Raw genomic sequence first — 16,662 nt, 5'->3', positions numbered from 1 at the left:
CCAACCTCAACCCGCCGCCGAACCCCACCCCGCAAGACGACAACGATGGTCTGGCCCTCCGGGCCAGACCATCGTTTAACACCAGTCACCTAGGACGACGGGAGGATCATCCCGGCGCCCGACACCGGTGCGTCGACGGGAAGGTCCGGCAGGCCGAACAGCTCCGTCAGCCCGGTCACCTGCAGCAGCCGGTGCACGAACGGCGACGGGCTGCGGACCTCCATCCGGCCCCCGACGTCACGGGTCTTGTTGTTGATCGCGACCAGGGTGCCGATGCCGATCGAGTCCATGAACGGGACCCGCCGCAGGTCGACGGTGAGCACCGCCGGCCGATGGGCGTCGATCGTGTCGAGCACCACCGACCGCAGCGCGCCGACCGTCGCCGCTTCCAAGGGGCCTAAGACTTCCACCACAAGTGCATCTCCGGAGCGGTGTGTCCGGACCATCGCGTCGCCCATTCGTGTCGCGTACCCAGTCCGCGCTGACGGAAACCCCGGCGCCGCACAACCGCACCGTCGCGGACGGCCTCACGGGTTCGCGGAGATGAGCAGCGGCAGGACGCACACATACGCCGCCAGCAGGACGCAAGCCTCCGGGCGGGTGATCCTGCTGCCCCGCCACAGCAGCAGCCAGGCCAGGACCGCCGCCGCCACCATCGCGGTCACCGCGGCGAAGCCGAACGGCGCGATCGTCGAGCTGCCGGCGGCCAGACCGACGACCGCGCCGCCGATCAGGCTGTTGAAGATGTTGCTGCCCAGCAGATTGCCGACCATGAGATCGCCCTCACCGCGCCGCTGCGCCTGCACCGACGTCATCAGCTCCGGCAGCGACGTGCCGAAGGCGACCAGGGTGAAACCGATCACCTGGTCGCTGACGCCCCACCGGTGCGCGAGCGTGACCGCGTTGGCGACCACGAGCTGCGCCCCGCCGAGGGTCGCGACGAGCCCGACGAGGGTCCGCAGCGCCTCCACCCACCACCGGCGGGACCGGGCCGAGACGAACGCCGCCACGTCGTCCGGCAGCGGATCCCCGTCCTGTACCCGCGAAAGCCGCACGAGCAGGGCAAGCGTCAGGACACTGAGCACCGCGAGGAGCAACCCGGCCACGAACTTCAGCCCGACGAGCGCGAACGCGCCGAACACCGCGACCGCGGCGGCCATCAGCGGCGCCTCCCGCACCGGCACCGACGAGCGCACCATCACCGGCGACACGACCGCGACGACGCCCAGGACCAGGGTCACGTTGAGGATGTTGGAGCCGACGAGGTTGCCCAGCGCCAGGCCCGCGTTGTCGCGGATCGCGGCGGTGCCGGACACCACGAACTCGGGGGCGCTGGTGCCCAGGCCGATCACGATGACACCGACGATCACCGGCGCGACCCGCAGCAGCGTCGCCAGCCGGCTCGCACCCACCACCGCCTGGTCGGCGCCCACGGTCAGCAGCACCAGCCCGAGCAGGCCGAGCCCGACCACGAGCAGCGTCGACATCACTCTCCAAATGTCCGGGCCGGGATCGGCAGGGGACCGAAACAGTACCGTCCCCTGTCGATCCTGGGCCCGTAACCGGTTCCGGCGCGACGAACGCGCGCGGAACGGTGGAATCATGCCCCGCACGGGTGGCGCAAACCCGCTGCGGGCCTTATCGTTTTCAACGAGACCGGCGTCTTCCCCCGTGGATGCCGGTCTCACCATTTCTCCGGCCCCGCGCGTCAGGTCGTGCGCGCCGGCTCACGTGCGGGTCCTGCCGCGCCACCGCACCAGCAGCGTCGCCAGCACCGCCGCGACGATCGACGCCGCCAGGACCGCAGCCGCGGCCGCGTCCGAGCCGTGGCCGGGCACCGACAGGCGCGCGATCAGCAGGCTCACCGTGTAGCCGACCCCGCCGAGCACGGCCACCGGCAGCACGTCACCCCAGCGGACCTGCGCCGGCAGCGTGCCGAGCCCGATCCGCACCGCCAGCCACGCGCCGAGCATGATGCCGGCCGGTTTGCCGAACAGCAGCCCCGCCGCGGCGCCGCGCGCGACCGGGTCACCGAAGGCGTCGGCGGCCGCGACGAGGGGGATACCGGCGGCCGCGAGCGCGAAGATCGGCACGATCGCACCGGCGGACACCGGGTGCAGCCGGTGCAGCAGCCGGTCGCAGGGCGACTCCCCGGCGCCTTCGGGCGCACGGACCGGCGTCAGCAGCCCGAGCAGGATGCCCGTCACGGTGGCGTGCACCCCGCCGGCGTGCACGCACACCCAGGCCGCCACGGCGACCGGCACGACCAGCCACGCGGGCGTCCACCGCAGGCGCTGCAGCAGCCCGTACAGCAGGCACAGCGCCAGACCGGCGGCCAGCCACCACACGCGGACGTCGTGCGCGAACAGCACGCCGACGAGCGCGATCGCGCCGAGGTCGTCGATGACGGCGAGGGACAGCAGCAGCACGCGCACCCCGGACGGCAGCGCCGAACCCGCCAGAGCGAGGACCCCGAGCGCGAACGCGATGTCCGTGGCGACCGGGATCGCCCACGCGCCGCCGTGCACGGCCGCGCCGCCGGACACGACGATCGAGACGACCGCGGGCACCAGCATGCCGCCGAGCGCGGCCGCGACCGGCAGCGCGGCGGCCCGCCACCCGGCGAGCTCGCCGACCGTCAGCTCCCGCTTGACCTCCAGACCCGCGACGAAGAAGAAGATCGTCAGCAGCCCGTCGGTGACCCAGGTGGCCAGCGGCAGGTCCAGGTGCAGCGCGTCCAGCACCGCCGACGACGGCGGGCGCAGCGACCAGAACTGCTCATAGGTGCCGCCGGGCAGGTTGGCCCACAGCAGGGCGAACGCGGTCGCCACCATGAGCAGCCGGCCACCGGTCGTCTCCAGGCGGAGGAACTCCAGCAGCATGTCGATGCGGCGTGCGGCGCCACGAACCATCGGGGACCTCCAGCGGGCAGACTCATCCTGTCCTGCCGACCAGACTTCCCGGCGCACCTAGCGGCGAATGCTACTCCACCGGATCGTCCCGCCCCACCGACCGGCATCACTCCACTGTGGACTGTCGTGGGGGTGGCGGGCACGGGTGCGGTGTCCGAGATGCGGCGCGAGCGGCGTCGACGCGCGGGGACAGTGCCCGCGCTGCCGGCTCCACGTCGGGGCGCCCACGGGGCCGCCGCGGGTCCAGCGTAACCCGCTGCTGATTCCGGGCATCGCCTTCGCGGCCGCGGCGGTCGTGCTCATCACCGCCGTCATCATCTACGCGGCCACCGGCGGTGACTCACCCTCCATCGGCGCCGCCTCCGCGCCCGCTGCCACGATCGGTGCCCCGGCCGGCGTCACCGCCTCTGCGGGCACTACAGCAACCCGCGCCCGAACGGCACCGAGACGCTCTTCCGCAACGGCCGCCGGGACTGCACCGCCGCGCTCGAGGCCCGCGACGTCCCGCCGCGCAAGCTCAACCGCGGCGGCGTCGCGATGAGCCTGACCAGCCCCGGCGCCGCACGCTGAGCGCTTTGCTCAGGTTCCCCCTCGGACGGTCGATTGGGCCGTCGGAGAAGGGGAGCGTGGCAGTGAGCGACGACTTGGGTGACATCGTTCAGGAGTTTCTCGTGGAGTCGCACGAGAACCTGGACCAGCTGGACCGGGACCTGGTGGCACTGGAGGCGGCGCCGGGGTCGCGGGAGCTGTTGTCGTCGATCTTCCGGACGATCCACACGATCAAGGGGACGTCCGGTTTTCTGGCGTTCAATCGTCTGGAGAAGGTGACGCACGTCGGGGAGTCGTTGCTGTCGCGTCTGCGTGACGGTGCGCAGGGGATGACGCCGTCGACGACGGACGCGTTGCTGCGGATGGTGGACACGGTCCGTGGTCTGCTGTCGGAGATTGAGGAGCACGGCAAGGAGATGGAGGGCGACGACACGGGTGTGATCGCCGCCGTCAACGCCTGCATCACCGACGGCTCGAACCCGCCCGCCCCCGCCGCGCCTCCTGAGAAGGCTCCCGACGTCGTCGCCGGAGAGGTCGTCGAGGCCGCTCCCGCTGTGCCGGCCGTCGAGGTCGTCGTCGTCCAGCCGGTGACCGTCGTGGCGGTCCCGCCGGCCACGGAGCTCCCACCGGCACCGGCCGCCCCTGTCGCCCCTGTCGCCCCTGCCGCGCCGGCCGCCCCTGCCGCGCCTCCCGCTCCCGCGCCTTCCAAGGGCAGGCCCGCTGCGGCCGGGCAGCCGCCCACCGAGGGCGCCGACGACGCGGGCACCAAGCGCAGTGTGGCGGATCAGTCGATCCGGGTGGATGTGGATCTGCTGGACAAGCTCATGAACCTGGTGGGGGAGTTGGTGCTGACCCGGAATCAGTTGATCCGGGCGATCGGTTCGGTGGCGGATCCGGGGATGACGCGGACGGGTCAGCGGTTGAATCTCATCACTTCTGAGTTGCAGGAGTCGGTGATGAAGACCCGGATGCAGGCGATCGATCATTTGTGGTCGAAGCTGCCCCGGGTGGTGCGGGACCTGTCCTCGACGTTCGGTAAGCAGATCCGTCTCGCGCAGGAGGGCAAGGAGACCGAGCTCGACCGGTCCCTCCTCGAAGCGGTGAAGGACCCGTTGACGCACCTGGTCCGTAACGCTGTCGATCATGGGATCGAGACGCCGGAGGATCGGGTCGCGGCGGGGAAGAACCCTGAGGGGACGTTGACGTTGCGTGCCTATCACGAGGGTGGGCACGTGATCGTCGAGGTGCGTGATGACGGGTCGGGGATCGATCCGGACAAGATCGCGCGGATCGCGGTGGAGAAGGGTCTCGTGTCCCGGGATCAGTTGGCGACGATGGATCGGCGGGAGATCCTGGCGTTGGTGTTCCGGCCGGGGTTCTCCACGGCGAAGGCGGTCACGAACGTGTCCGGCCGTGGTGTCGGCATGGACGTGGTGAAGACCAACATCGAACGGATCGGCGGTGCCGTCGACGTCGACTCCGTCGTGGGTAAGGGCACCACGTGGCGGCTGACGATTCCGCTGACCCTGGCGATCATTCAGGCGTTGACCATCGAGTGCGGCAACGAGCGGTACGTCATCCCGCAGGTCGCCGTGCACGAACTGGTGTACCTGGACGGGCAGTCCGGACGCGTCGTCGAACACGCCATGGGGGCGCAGGTCTACCGGCTCAGAGGCAAACTCCTGCCCCTGGTGTACCTCGACGAGACGCTCGGCCTGGCCCGCGACGGCGAACGCGACCGGGACGTCTACGTCGCCGTCCTGCAAGCCGAGGGCAAGCGCTTCGGCCTCGTCGTCGACCGGGTCCTCAACACGGAGGAGGTCGTGGTCAAGCCGCTGACGAGCCGGTTCAAGGACATCGGTGTCTACGCGGGCGCCACCCTCCTCGGCGACGGCCGGGTCGCCCTCATCCTCGACGTCGCGTCCCTCGCCCGCCGCGCGCAGCTCGCCGCCGGCGCCGAGGACAAGGACGCCGACACGGCGGTCCGGCGGGGCAACGGCAACGGCGGCCGGCTCCTCATCGCCGGCGTCGGCGACCGGCGCGTCGCGATCCCCCTGGACATGGTCACCCGCCTGGAAGAGTTCCCCGTCGAACGGATCGAACGCACCGGCAGCCGTGAAGTCGTGCAGTACCGCGACCAGATCCTGCCCGTCCTGCGCCTGTCCCACATGCTCGGCGCCTACGAAACCGAGAGCGGACCCACGGTCCCCGTCGTGGTCTACACCGAGAACGGACGCTCCGTCGCCCTCGCCGTGGAAAAGATCCTCGACATCGTCGAAGAAGGCCTCGACGACTCCCGCCGCGACTTCGGCGACGACGGCCTCCTCGGCTCCGCCGTCATCCAGCAACGCGTCACCGAACTCCTCGACGTCCGCCGCGCCATCCTCGCCGCCGACCCCCTCTTCCACACCAAGATCGACACCACGACCGACCCGTACGAGACGACCACCTACCAACCTGCCGGAGTCTGAATGGACACGAAGCTCGCCATGGTGATCGACGACTCGCGTGCCATGCGGGGCATCCTCAAACGGATCCTGCTGCCGCTGGGCTTCGAGGTCCGCGAGGCCACCAACGGCAAGGACGCCCTCGACCAGATCTGGGACCACGACCTGCAGCCCGGGCTCGCCCTGATCGACTGGAACATGCCGGAGATGAACGGGCTCGAGTTCGTGATGGCGGTCCGCAAGCAGAAGCACCTGCGGCAGATGACCCTGATGATGGTCACGACCGAGAGCGAACACGGGCAGATCGTGCGCGCCCTCGCCGCCGGCGCGCACGAGTACGTCATCAAACCCTTCACCGCCGAGGCGATCGTGGAGAAGCTCAGCTATCTCGGCGTACTCCCGCAGCTCCCGGACCTGGAGCCGGCCAGTACGCCGTGACCTGAAACGCGCTCGTCTTGGTCCGATAGGCGACGGAAGAACACCAGGCGGCGTCGTACCGTGCGACACATGACGATCGACTTTCCGCGCGGCTGGTGGGGCACGGACCTGGGCAGCGCCCGGGCGAGCATGGGTACCTACGAGCTGTACCCCACCGAAAGCCTGCCGGTAGTGGACCAGTCACGCTTCGACGGCACGTTCAGCTGGCTGGTGCCCGACGCGCCCCACGACCCGCTGCGCGCCATGGACCTCGGCGCCCTCGCCGCCCACGTCGAGCTGCCGGCCGCGTTCAAACGCTTCATGAGCAGCCAGGTCCTCATGGACGCCATCCCGTCCTGCACCGGCTGCGACTTCGACCTGGCGCCCCGGCCCGTGCCGAGCCCCGTGGAGCCCACCGCGCAGCTCGTCCGCTTCCTGCGCGACCAGCAGGACGCCGTCATCTGGTACCTGTACCTGCGGCCCGGCGTCGAACCGTTCGTGATCGCCTCGCCGTGGCTGCTGGAGATCGTCGGCCTCGAGGAGGTCGACCCCGGCGCCCTCGTCGCCAACATGGTCCACGCCGCGGACAGCTTCGAACAGTTCATCCACCGGTTCTGGCTCGAGAACGCCCTCTGGTTCAGCGTCAACGAGGGCGACGAATCCACCGACGAGATGGACCTGTACCTCGCGCACTACACCGCCGCCGCCTGAAGCACCGCCGGCGCCGCTGGATTTAAATGGTTGCCGCGGCGGCGCCGGGGTCGTATCTTTGAATACATCAACGAGGAACATCAAGATCCACTAGGGACGCGAAGGGAGACCGCAATGGCAGAGCGCAGCGAGCTACGACTGATGGCCAGTGGTCGATCAAGCGCGTCCCGGTCCTGGGAAAAGACGCTGCTCAGCGGCCTGTCGGTCGACTCGGAGCGTCCTGGTCGGTGGCAAGGATAGGGATTTCCCCTGCTCTTCCGCCGCCCACAACAATGGGCGGCTTTTTTGTGCCCGAATAGCATTGTCAGACCATTCGCCGAGGTAGCCCAACCGGTAGAGGCGTCCCGCTCAAAATGGGATCAGTGCGGGTTCGAATCCCGCTCACGGCACGCAAGATCGTTTGGTATCAGTTGGGATGCAACAAACGAAGGGAGGCCCGGTGACCGCGGTACTCGTTCTCAACGCCGACCTCGGACCCCTGCACCGGGTCACCCTCCGCCACGCGGTGCGCATGCTGCTGCGTGAGGTGGCCGTGGTGCACGAGTCCGAGCCCGACCGGCTCATCGGGGTCTACCCGATGCCGAAGGTCGTGCGGCTCGTGTCCTACGTCGTCACCCGCTGGCGCTTCGGCAGCGGACCGGCCTGGTCCCGGGCCGGGGTCCACGCCCGTGACGGCCGCCGGTGCGGCTACTGCGACAAGGACGCCACCACCATCGACCACATCCTGCCCCGGTCCCGGGGCGGGCGGAACACCTGGAAGAACACCGTTGCGGCCTGCACGGCCTGCAACCAGCGCAAGGGCGACCGCACCCCCGCCGAAGCGGGCATGGTGCTGCGTGTCCAGCCGTCGGTCCCGACCTGGCACGCACTCACCCAGCGCTGACCCGATAGGCCCGGCGGGGCCCTGCTACCTCCCCGCCGGGCCACCTGGAAGGTTGGCCGAGAGGTAAGGCTGCGGCTTGCTAAGCCGTCGACGGGGGACGACCCCGCGGGGGTTCGATCCCCTCACTTTCCGCGCACCACCATGCCCTTGTAGCTCAGTGGAACGAGAGCGCTTCGCTACGAACGAAGAGGCCGGAGGTTCGAATCCTTCCAAGGGTACTTCTGGAGAGGCCAGCCGATAGGTGCCGGCACCCGTCTCGAAAACGGCGTTGGGTTCACGCCCGTGTGGGTTCGACTCCCACCCTCTCCGCTCCGGTCCGGCGCAGGCGCCGCTGCCAGCGTGCCGCGACCCGGGCTATCCGGTGCTCCGACTCCCGGCGCATACCCTCGGTCGTCGCGCCCGGCTGGCACAGCATGCTCGTGTAGTACATCGGATGGCTCCTTCGTCGTGTGCTGCCTTGTGCAGACATGACGAAGGAGCGACCGCCGGACCGGACAGGGTCAGCGGCCCAACGCGTATTTTGTGAGCACGGTCACGCTGCTGCCGCTGCGCTGCTTCGCGGCCGCCGGCACCATGGTCAGGGCGTGGATGCGCGACGACAGCCGCCAGCGCGCCGCCCTGGCCGCCCGGTGCCAGCCGTGCGCGTCCATCCGCGCCGCCGCGGCCAGGAAGAACTCGCGGGCCTCGCTGAACCGGCCGCCCGTCACCGCGGACGACGACGACAGGCTGGAGCCGTGCCGCCGGTAGCGGAACGAGACCTCGTCCGTGGCCACCAGCGACCCGCCGCGGGTGACGAGCTCCAGGATCAGCGCGAGGTCCTGGATCACCTTCAGCGACGGGTCGAACCCGACCGCCTTGATCTGCGCCGTGCGCCAGCACAGCGACGGGAAGTACAGCCAGTTGCCGCGCAGCAGGCTCACCGCGAGCTCCTCGCCGGACATGACGACGGTGCCGTCGATCTTCGGCGCGTACACCCGGCGCTTCGTCGAGTCGGCGAGGGTCCGCACCACGTCACCGCGCGCGTCGATCACCTCGACCCCGGGCTGGACCAGCACCACGTCGGGGTGCGCGTCGATGAGCGCGTGCACCGACGCGACGTAGTTGGGCAGCATCACGTCGTCACAGCCCATGATCACCATGAACGGCTCGGTGGCGAGATCGACGCACTGCTGGAAGTTGCCGGTGACCCCCAGATTTTCGGGATTCCGCCGGTAACGCACGCGCTCGTGCCCCAGCGCGGCGAACCACTCGGGGACGCCCTCGGCGGTGCTGTCGTCCAGGACGGTCAGCTGCCACCGGTCGTCGGTCTGCGCGATGACGCTGTTGACGGCGAGCTTCAGCAGCTCCACGTCGCCGTAGTGCGGCAGCATGATGTCGAGCACCGGCCGATCCTAGTCGGCCGCCCACGTTCGCGCGAAAATACGACGGCCCGGTCCTCTTGTCGAGCACCGGGCCGTCCGTGCGTTTCGTGCCGCCTAGCGGGCGCGCCTGGGGCCGGCGGGCGGCTGACCGGCGGCCGCGCGGCGGGCCGTCGACTCCTCCGACACCGAGCCCGGCGAGTCCTCGTCCCACGCCTTCGCGCGGCGGATCTCGTCGAAGAACCCGAGCAGCCGGTCGAGCTCCTGCGTGCTGGTCTTGTCGTCGGCGCGGGTGGCCTTCGCCTTCTTGCCGTGCGAGCGGATCTCCCGGCCGGTCCGGATCGACGACGTGTCCTCGATCCCGCCCGTGGCGTCCTCGGCCTCGTCGTGCGCGGGCATCCGCTGGACCGGCGCGCGCTGCCCGGGGGGCGTCGGCAGGTCGAAGTGGTGCTCGTCGTAGTTCGGGGCGTCGAAGCGGTAGCCGTCGTTCGCCGGCCGGGCCTGCATGCCCTGGGCGTCGTAGCCGGGCGTGTCGTACGCCTGCTGCTCACGGTGGTACGTCCGCGGCGGCGCGACGTTGAGCTCCGGGTGGGAGCCGTTGCGCATCGGCTCGGGCGGCGCGCCGCGGTAGCCCTCGGGCGCGACGGCGGGGAACGCCGTGGTGCTCTCCGCCCGCCCGTTGGCGAACCCGCGACCGTTCTCGCCCGGACGGCCGCCGTGCTGCCCCGGGTACTGCTGTCCGGGATGCTGCGGGCCGTGCTGACCCGGGTGCTGCGGGGCGAAGCCGCCGGTGTGGTGGCCGTTGGTCCCGTTGGGGCTCAGCGGCGCGAACGCCCCGGTGGGCGGCTCGACCGGCGCGAACGCCCCAGTCCGCGGGTCACCGTTGCGGGCGTCGTGCCCGTTGCGGACGTCGTGACCGTTGCGCGGGTCCGCCCCGAGCCGGGGGTCGCCGCCGTTGCGGAGGTCGGCGCCGGTTCGGGGGTCGCCGCCGTTTCGCGGGTCTGCCCCGTTGCGGAGATCGGCCCCGTTACGCGGGTCCACACCGTTTCGCGGGTCCACTCCGTTGCGGAGGTCAGCTCCGCTACGCGGGTCGGCTCCGTTGCGTGGGTCCACTCCGTTGCGCGGGTCGGCTCCGTTGCGCTGGGCTGCGAACGAGCCGGTGGCCGGCTCGACCGGTGCGAAACCACCGGTGCGCGGCTCGACCGGTGCGAAGCCGCCCGTGCGGGGCTCGGCCCCGTTGCGGTGCTCGCTGCCGTTGCGGCGCTCCGGGCTGGTCAGCGGCTCGAAGGAGCCGGTGCGCTGGGCGTCGTAGCCGTTGCGGTACGGGTCCTGCGGGCCGTCGTGATCGAACGACGCGTGCGCCGGCCGGGACACCGTCGGGTGCGCGCCGGACGGGTGCCCGTTGGCCGGCCGCCCGTTGACCAGGAACGGCCCGTCGGGGCGGTGCGTCGCCGCCGGGAACGACCCCGTCGACCCGGCCGCCGGGAACGCGCCCGTCGCGCCGACCGCGGGGAACGACCCCGTCGTCGACGCCTGCGCGGCGCTCGGCGCGACGAGCTCGACCTCACCCGGCTCCGGCAGCGAGTCCCGCAGCGCCGTCGCGAGGATGAAGACGTTGGGCGCGGCACCGCGCGGCACGGCCAGGTAGGCGCGCTTGCGCGCGTCGACGGGCAGCTTCTCCAGTACATCCGCCATCAGGTGACCCGGCGGCGGCAGCTCCGGGGCGTTGGGCGCGCCGACGATGATCGCGCACCGGTTGACGTCGACCGGCAGCCCGCGGATCCAGTCGGCGGGATCGGTCAGGTGCTCCGGACGAATCCACAGACCCGCCTGGACGACCTCGAGGACCCATCCGCTGCCGAGCGTGAACGTGGCCGCACCCGCCGGCGTGTCGAGCACGTCGGGGCACGGGTTGACCCAGTCGACGGGGCGCGGCGCACCGGTGCGCGGCGCGTGCCACAGCTCCCGGGCGAACGTCCGCCAGCGGGGGAGGCCCTTCTGGTCGATCGTGACGACGGCACGCTGCCCGGCGGGCGCGCACAACGGCAGGCCGGTGCGCACGTGCACGGCGCGGCCCAGCACGTCGGCGACGACCGGCCCGACGGGCCCGTCCTGCAGCGGGCTCTGCCCATACGGCGTGAAGACGCACCGGTCGGCGGCGAGCGCCGGGATGACCGAGACGGCCCGCATGAGCTCGTCGCGGTGCAGCGGCTCCTCATTCGGGTGCGACAGGATCATGGCGGGATTCGCGTGATCCGTCGGTACCGAATACGCGAGGTCGGTCACGCTGCCGACGCGGCGGCGGTGCAGCCAGAGGCCCGCGGGAATCTGGTCGAGGACGAGATCACCGGGCAGCTCGGGCACCTCACCGAGGTCCTGCTCCCAGTGCGGAGCGGGGAACCGCCAGCCGACCCGCTGCGGCTGCGCGCCCGCCCGGAACCGCCAGAACCCACCCGGCCGGTGCTCGCCACGCCCGATCGGCGCGAACAGCGACCCGCCCGGCACACCCAGCAGCGGCCCCGCGGCCGCGATCACGTCGATGCCGAGCCGCATGGCGATCATGTGCGCCGCGGCCGGCCGCTCGTTGGTGGCGCAGGCACCGTCCCACGCCACGAAGCGCATCGCGGTGAAGCCGCGCGGGAGACCGTTGGCCAGTACCTCGGCCAGCTCCTCGACCATCGCGGGCTGCAGCTTGACGGTGTGCGAGCTGATGACCACCGCACACTCGGTCGATCCGTGCGGCGAGACGACCAGCGCCGCCGCGCCCGGGCTGGGCTCTTCGCCCGAATGGACGACCGCCCCCGCGCCGAGCCAGGAAACCTTCATCCCGGGCCAGTGCCGGAGCCGAACCTGCATCGCCGTGCTCATGCGAACCTCACACGATCTGCTGACCCCACGGATGGCGATGCCAAGGTGCGCATCGCAGCCTGATCGTCCGGCGCGCTTGCTGCAAGCGGGCAGCAGATAGTCAAGATCGCCCTCCGTCGGGTGTGCCACGAGCGGTGCGATGCGGAGGGGGTTCCACACCGATGACCGCATGGCGGCTCTGGCGGATCGTACCGCGCTGAGTGACGGACGCAACCATCTCGTTTGTCGCCGGACCCGTTGGATATGGCGGACAGCGGGGGGAATTTGGCCCGATTCACCCCGATTGATGACGAGTTTTCCGGAGAGTTGCCCATGCCAGCGGTCTTCATCCGACGGATACGTTCCGTGACTGCCACGGTCCTTCCCGTGATCGCGTCCGTCGCTGTTCTCACTGCCAGCAAAACCTCTCCTATCGGTCGATCCGGACAGGACCCATCGATCGGTCCCACTCCTGGATACCCGTAGTTCGGGCTTCCGTCCTGTGTGCCACACCCCGTCAACTCGTCCGACTTGACGGCATCCAACCACTCTGACCAGGCAATACTCCGTCCGTCCAGCACTGTGCTCACTCCGTCACGGGTGACGAAGTACACGTCTGCCTCCCATCTCGATCTCCACACCACACTCGTCCAACGACGCCCACCGATGCCGTGGGTGGCCGTTGCCGCGCTCGTACCGTCGCCGCCGACCGCACCGTGCAAGATGCACGCCGCCCCGTCTGACCGGCGGCAAGACTCCGTTCGTCTGCCGTATACCCAACGGCGCACCGACCGAATTCGCCCGGCCGGGGGAGCCGTCCGGAATCAGCCTTCCGTGCCTGTCCGGCATCCACCGTTGCGGTCGAATCCGCCTCCGAAACGGTCTCCTTCCGGACAATCCGGCGCCTCGGGGCGCTGTTGCGGGCTCCTGCGCGTGTTCGCGCCGGCGGGTTTGCCCGCCGTCGGCACACGCTCGGTGATCCACCGGGCTGCCCCGTGCCGTCACGGCGCGAAGCCTGCCCGAAACGTGCCAACACAAAGATTTAACGGACCGCCCGCCCGCCGAACTCTCCCCAAAAGCCGACGATCCACTCCTTTCACCCACCGCCGAGGAGACGGTCTTCGCTGACCCCTTTAACTGTTAAGTCACGAGCGCCTCGGGCCGTGGACACCACGTCCGTCAAACCCCGAACCGCCCCTTTCGTGAACCACCCCGCCGCATGATCCGGAAGACTTTTTGCCCTCAGGGCGACAACAACTCTTCCGGATCACGCGCACGGTGGCTGCGGTCGGGGATCTCCGGCGAGGGTCGGCGACGGAAGCAACACCGCGCCACCCGTCGTGCGGCGCCATGGTTGGGCGCGGGACCGCCTAGGTGCCCGGCCCGCGCATCCCGGCGTGGTTTGCGACGTGATCGGTGCCGTAGTTGTGGTCAGGGCCGCCAGCGAGGGCCGCCTGGTGGGGTCGGTCTGCAGGGGCGCTCGACGGGAGCACTGCCGCGGCACCTACGCGCGACGCCTCGGCCTGCAGTGCCGGATCGCCGACGCGGGCAGAGACGACATCACCGTCCGCCCCCGGGCCGACCCGACCCGTAGGGCCTCGGCCGGTCGGCGCCGCAGCCGTGCCCACTGACCGGAGCGTGCAACGCCCCGACCGGGCAGCCGACCGCACCGCCCGGTGTCATGGGTCGGCCAGTCGACCGCGGTGGTTGACGTGCGGCGCCTTGGCCCGCACAGCCCACCGCGGCGAGCGGCGCCTGAGCCCGGCCGGCTGACCGCGGCGTGCACCGGCGTGGGCCGGCCGGCTGACTGTGGCGTGCGGTGCCATGGGCTGGTCGGTTGACCGCAGTGTGCAGCGTTCAGCGTCGTGGGCCGGCCTGCTAACGATGCCGTTCGGCGGCTTGGGCCCCGGCCAGTTGACTTAGGCGGGCGTGGGTGGCGTCCGGCGGTCAGCGGCTGAGTCGACCAGTTGACGACGGCGGGCGTGGGCGGCGTTCGCCGCTCAGCGCGGCATGAGCCGACCAGTTGACTGTTGCGGCCCGACTCGGCCCATTGACCGCGGCGTGCGGCGGCCCGGCCGAGCCTGCTGACCGCGGCGGGTGACCTGCGGCAGCAAGGGCAGTTGACCGCGGCGGCTCGGCCATGTCGGTCGACCATGGCGACACAGTCCAGCCCGCCGATCTAGGCGGGCCGTGTGGCCCGGTCTGGGCAGTTGATCGTGGCGGCGCGGAGCGGTCCGCTGACCGTGGCGGTTCGGTCCCGTTCGAGCGGCTGATCTCGGCGGCGTGGCCTGGTTCGGGTGGTTGATTGTGGCGGTCCTGTGCAGTCCGCTGACCTGGCGGTCTGATCCGGTCGGGGCGGCTGATCATGGCAGCGCGGTCCGACCTGCTGACCTCGGCGGGCGGCGGCATGGTCCGGTCCGGACGGTTGATCGTGACGGCACTGTCTAGCTCGCCGATCTAGGCGGGCGATGTGGCCCGGTCGGGGCGGTTGATCGTGGCTGCGCAGAGCGGTCCGCCGATCGTGGAGAAGTGGTCCGGCTCGCTGAGCTAGGCGGGCGGCGGCGTGGGCAGGTCTGGGCGGTTGATCGTGGCGGCACAGTGCGGTCCGGTCCGGTTCGGGCGGAAGATCGTGGCAGCGTAGTCCGGTCCGTTGATCTCCGTAGCACAGTCCGACCTGCTGACCTCGGCGGGCAGCGGCATGGTCCGGGCGACTGATCGTGGCGGCGTAGTCCGGTCCTCTGACCGTGCCAGACGGCGGGTGGCGGTGCAGGCCACGGGCTGGAGCGGCCCGGGTAGCGAGCCGGCCCCTTTGAACTCCGTGAGCGGCTTGCCCGGCCGAGGCGGCTGATGGTGCGGCACGCTCCAGCCCCTGACCTTGATGTCCTGGCCAGTCCGGTCCGCTGACCTGGGCGGTCCTGCCCGGTCCGCGCGGCTGGTCGTGGCGGCGCAGTCCGACACGCTGACCTCATCCCTCGGCGGCGTGACCTGGACGGCTGACCACGGTGGCGCAGTCCCGTCCGCTGACCGTGGTGGTCAGCGGATCGGCGGCGCAGGCCGCGCGCTGGAGCGGCCCGGGTGGCGTGGTTACGAGGTGGCCGGTGCGCTGGCGGTCGGTGCGGTGGCGATCGGTGCGGTGGCGATCGGCGCCGTGGTGGTCGCTGTCGTGGTGACAGGTGTCGCCGCGGCCGGTGTTGTGGCGGCGGCCAGGGTGGCGTCCGGTGACGGTGAGCCTGACGGGGTCGGGTCGAGCGGAGTGCTGCCGCGCCGCAGCGCGAACAGCACCCCGGTGATGAGCAGCCCGACCGCGCCGACCGTCGCGAACCCCCACCCCGGCGACCCGTTGTCGATGGCCCAGCCGGCGAGGGGGGAGCCGACGGCCAGGCCGACGGTCATCGAGGAGCCGTGCCAGCCCATGGCCTCGCCGCGGGCGGAGGAGGGGACCAGGCGGCTGACCACGTCGGCGCTGGCGCTGAGGGTGGGGGCGCAGAGGGCGCCGGCCGGCAGGAGGGCGAGGAAGAGCAGCCACCAGTGGTCGCCGACCAGGCCGACGGGCAGGGTGAAGAGGCTGAGGCCGCCGAGGAGGGCGACGAGCGGCACCGCGCGGGTCATGGCGCCGTAGACGAAGCCGCCGATCAGTGAATAGGCGCCCCAGGCGACCAGGACGCCGCCGATGAACTCGACCTTGCCGGTTTCGCGGAGCATGGCGACGATGCCGAGGTCGGTGCCGGCGAGGACCATCGTGGTGGCGGCCGTGGCGGCGCAGACGGCGAGGAAGCGTGCGGTGACCCAGTCGCGGCGGCGGACCGGTGCGGTGGCGCCGGTGGGGGCGTCGGGGTCGGCGGGTGCGTGGACCGGTGGGTTGGTCAGGAAGAGGGCGGTCCCGGCCAGCACGAGGCACGCGCCGATCGTCCACATGGTGAAGCGGCCGGACAGGCTGCTCATGAGCAGGACGGCGACGGGCGGGCCGGACATGAACGACAGCTCGGTCGACATCGAGTCCAGGGCATAGGCCTGGCGGCGCTGCTCCGGGGGGACGAGCGCGGCCAGCGACTGGCGGACGACGGAGAAGACGGGCAGCGAGAAGACGCCGGCGACGAAGGCGCCGACCAGCAGCGCCGGATAGGACAGGGAGGGGGCCACCGCCCAGAAGACGGCCTCGCAGACGGTCGTGACGACCAGCATCGGGCGCAGGCCCTTACGATCGACGAAGCGGCCGTTGAGCGGGCCGCCGATGGCGGTGCCGACGGTCAGGGCGGCGCCGACCAGCCCCGCGGCGCCCCAGCCGCGATCGAGGTCCTGCGCGACGTGCAGGGTCATCGTGACGCCGACCGCGGTGATCGGGATGCGGGCCAGTAACGCCAGCACCATCAGCGACCGTACGCCGGGGAGAGCGAGGACGTGACGGTACGGGTCGAGGCGCATGGGGCAATCATGTCGTGGGGGTACGACAAGAAACGAGCGAGTTACCCCCAGGTAGGACCGAACACGTCACGGGGAACCCGAACCACGACCGGACAGTCCAAGAGAGATGGAGACAC

The 16,662-nt window shown here is 71.0% G+C and carries 10 protein-coding genes and 4 tRNA genes; 8 read left to right on the top strand and 6 right to left on the bottom strand.

Going from position 1 to position 16,662, the window contains the following annotated elements:
- Window positions 1–89: 89 nt before the first annotated feature.
- The 3 genes from ACZ6TV_RS53690 to nhaA all read right to left on the bottom strand — a co-directional run bounded on the left by ACZ6TV_RS53690 (window position 90) and on the right by nhaA (window position 2,912).
- Window positions 90–446: an STAS domain-containing protein gene (locus ACZ6TV_RS53690; protein ID WP_465309232.1), complete on the bottom strand. Its 357-nt coding sequence runs from the start codon at window positions 444–446 to the stop codon at window positions 90–92.
- A gap of 81 nt (window positions 447–527) precedes the next feature.
- Entirely contained in the window at window positions 528–1,487 is a 960-nt protein-coding gene (locus ACZ6TV_RS53685; protein ID WP_465309226.1) for a sodium:calcium antiporter, read from the bottom strand.
- 240 nt (window positions 1,488–1,727) lie between these two features.
- Window positions 1,728–2,912 carry a Na+/H+ antiporter NhaA gene (nhaA, locus tag ACZ6TV_RS53680; protein WP_465309224.1) on the bottom strand — a complete coding sequence of 395 codons (1,185 nt, stop codon included), beginning with the start codon at window positions 2,910–2,912 and terminating at the stop codon, window positions 1,728–1,730.
- A 632-nt stretch (window positions 2,913–3,544) separates the two neighbouring features.
- Here nhaA and ACZ6TV_RS53675 point away from each other — a divergent pair.
- The 8 genes from ACZ6TV_RS53675 (at window position 3,545) to ACZ6TV_RS53640 (ending at window position 8,228) form a co-directional block, all read left to right on the top strand.
- Window positions 3,545–5,932 carry a chemotaxis protein CheW gene (locus tag ACZ6TV_RS53675; protein WP_465309222.1) on the top strand — a complete coding sequence of 796 codons (2,388 nt, stop codon included), beginning with the start codon at window positions 3,545–3,547 and terminating at the stop codon, window positions 5,930–5,932.
- On the top strand, window positions 5,933–6,346 hold the full coding sequence (locus tag ACZ6TV_RS53670; protein ID WP_465309220.1) for a response regulator: 414 nt from the start codon (window positions 5,933–5,935) through the stop codon (window positions 6,344–6,346). It abuts the gene before it with no gap.
- 69 nt (window positions 6,347–6,415) lie between these two features.
- Window positions 6,416–7,036 (top strand): hypothetical protein, encoded by a 621-nt coding sequence (locus tag ACZ6TV_RS53665; protein ID WP_465309218.1) that lies wholly within the window; start codon window positions 6,416–6,418, stop codon window positions 7,034–7,036.
- A gap of 315 nt (window positions 7,037–7,351) precedes the next feature.
- Window positions 7,352–7,425, top strand: a tRNA-Leu gene (locus tag ACZ6TV_RS53660).
- Between the two features lie 50 nt (window positions 7,426–7,475).
- Window positions 7,476–7,919 (top strand): HNH endonuclease, encoded by a 444-nt coding sequence (locus tag ACZ6TV_RS53655; protein ID WP_354782257.1) that lies wholly within the window; start codon window positions 7,476–7,478, stop codon window positions 7,917–7,919.
- Between the two features lie 46 nt (window positions 7,920–7,965).
- Window positions 7,966–8,051: transfer RNA gene (locus ACZ6TV_RS53650), tRNA-Ser, on the top strand.
- Between the two features lie 11 nt (window positions 8,052–8,062).
- A tRNA-Arg gene (locus ACZ6TV_RS53645) sits at window positions 8,063–8,137 on the top strand.
- Window positions 8,138–8,142: 5 nt separating this feature from the next.
- Window positions 8,143–8,228: transfer RNA gene (locus ACZ6TV_RS53640), tRNA-Ser, on the top strand.
- 191 nt (window positions 8,229–8,419) lie between these two features.
- On the opposite strand, the gene ACZ6TV_RS53635 is transcribed toward ACZ6TV_RS53640, so the two are convergent.
- The 3 genes from ACZ6TV_RS53635 to ACZ6TV_RS53625 all read right to left on the bottom strand — a co-directional run bounded on the left by ACZ6TV_RS53635 (window position 8,420) and on the right by ACZ6TV_RS53625 (window position 16,546).
- Window positions 8,420–9,301, bottom strand: coding sequence for a glycosyltransferase family 2 protein (locus ACZ6TV_RS53635; protein WP_465309216.1), 882 nt, complete (start codon window positions 9,299–9,301; stop codon window positions 8,420–8,422).
- Window positions 9,302–9,394: 93 nt separating this feature from the next.
- Complete coding sequence (locus ACZ6TV_RS53630) at window positions 9,395–12,133, bottom strand: hypothetical protein (RefSeq protein ID WP_465309214.1); 2,739 nt, start codon at window positions 12,131–12,133, stop codon at window positions 9,395–9,397.
- A 3,075-nt stretch (window positions 12,134–15,208) separates the two neighbouring features.
- On the bottom strand, window positions 15,209–16,546 hold the full coding sequence (locus tag ACZ6TV_RS53625; RefSeq protein WP_465309212.1) for an MFS transporter: 1,338 nt from the start codon (window positions 16,544–16,546) through the stop codon (window positions 15,209–15,211).
- Window positions 16,547–16,662: the final 116 nt, after the last annotated feature.

This window comes from Dactylosporangium sp. NPDC051087 (genome assembly GCF_055586325.1).
The sequence above is the reverse complement of the archived record's forward strand: the minus strand, read 5'-3'. Positions and strand labels throughout refer to the sequence as shown.

Bases quoted from the DNA above. Each gene is read 5' to 3' on its own strand.
- ACZ6TV_RS53665 (WP_465309218.1), top strand. From the start codon at position 6,416: ATGACGATCGACTTTCCGCGCGGCTGGTGGGGCACGGACCTGGGCAGC.
- ACZ6TV_RS53670 (WP_465309220.1), top strand. From the start codon at position 5,933: ATGGACACGAAGCTCGCCATGGTGATCGACGACTCGCGTGCCATGCGG.
- ACZ6TV_RS53625 (WP_465309212.1), bottom strand. From the start codon at position 16,546: ATGCGCCTCGACCCGTACCGTCACGTCCTCGCTCTCCCCGGCGTACGG.
- ACZ6TV_RS53685 (WP_465309226.1), bottom strand. From the start codon at position 1,487: ATGTCGACGCTGCTCGTGGTCGGGCTCGGCCTGCTCGGGCTGGTGCTG.
- ACZ6TV_RS53690 (WP_465309232.1), bottom strand. From the start codon at position 446: ATGGTCCGGACACACCGCTCCGGAGATGCACTTGTGGTGGAAGTCTTA.
- nhaA (WP_465309224.1), bottom strand. From the start codon at position 2,912: ATGGTTCGTGGCGCCGCACGCCGCATCGACATGCTGCTGGAGTTCCTC.
- ACZ6TV_RS53630 (WP_465309214.1), bottom strand. From the start codon at position 12,133: ATGCAGGTTCGGCTCCGGCACTGGCCCGGGATGAAGGTTTCCTGGCTC.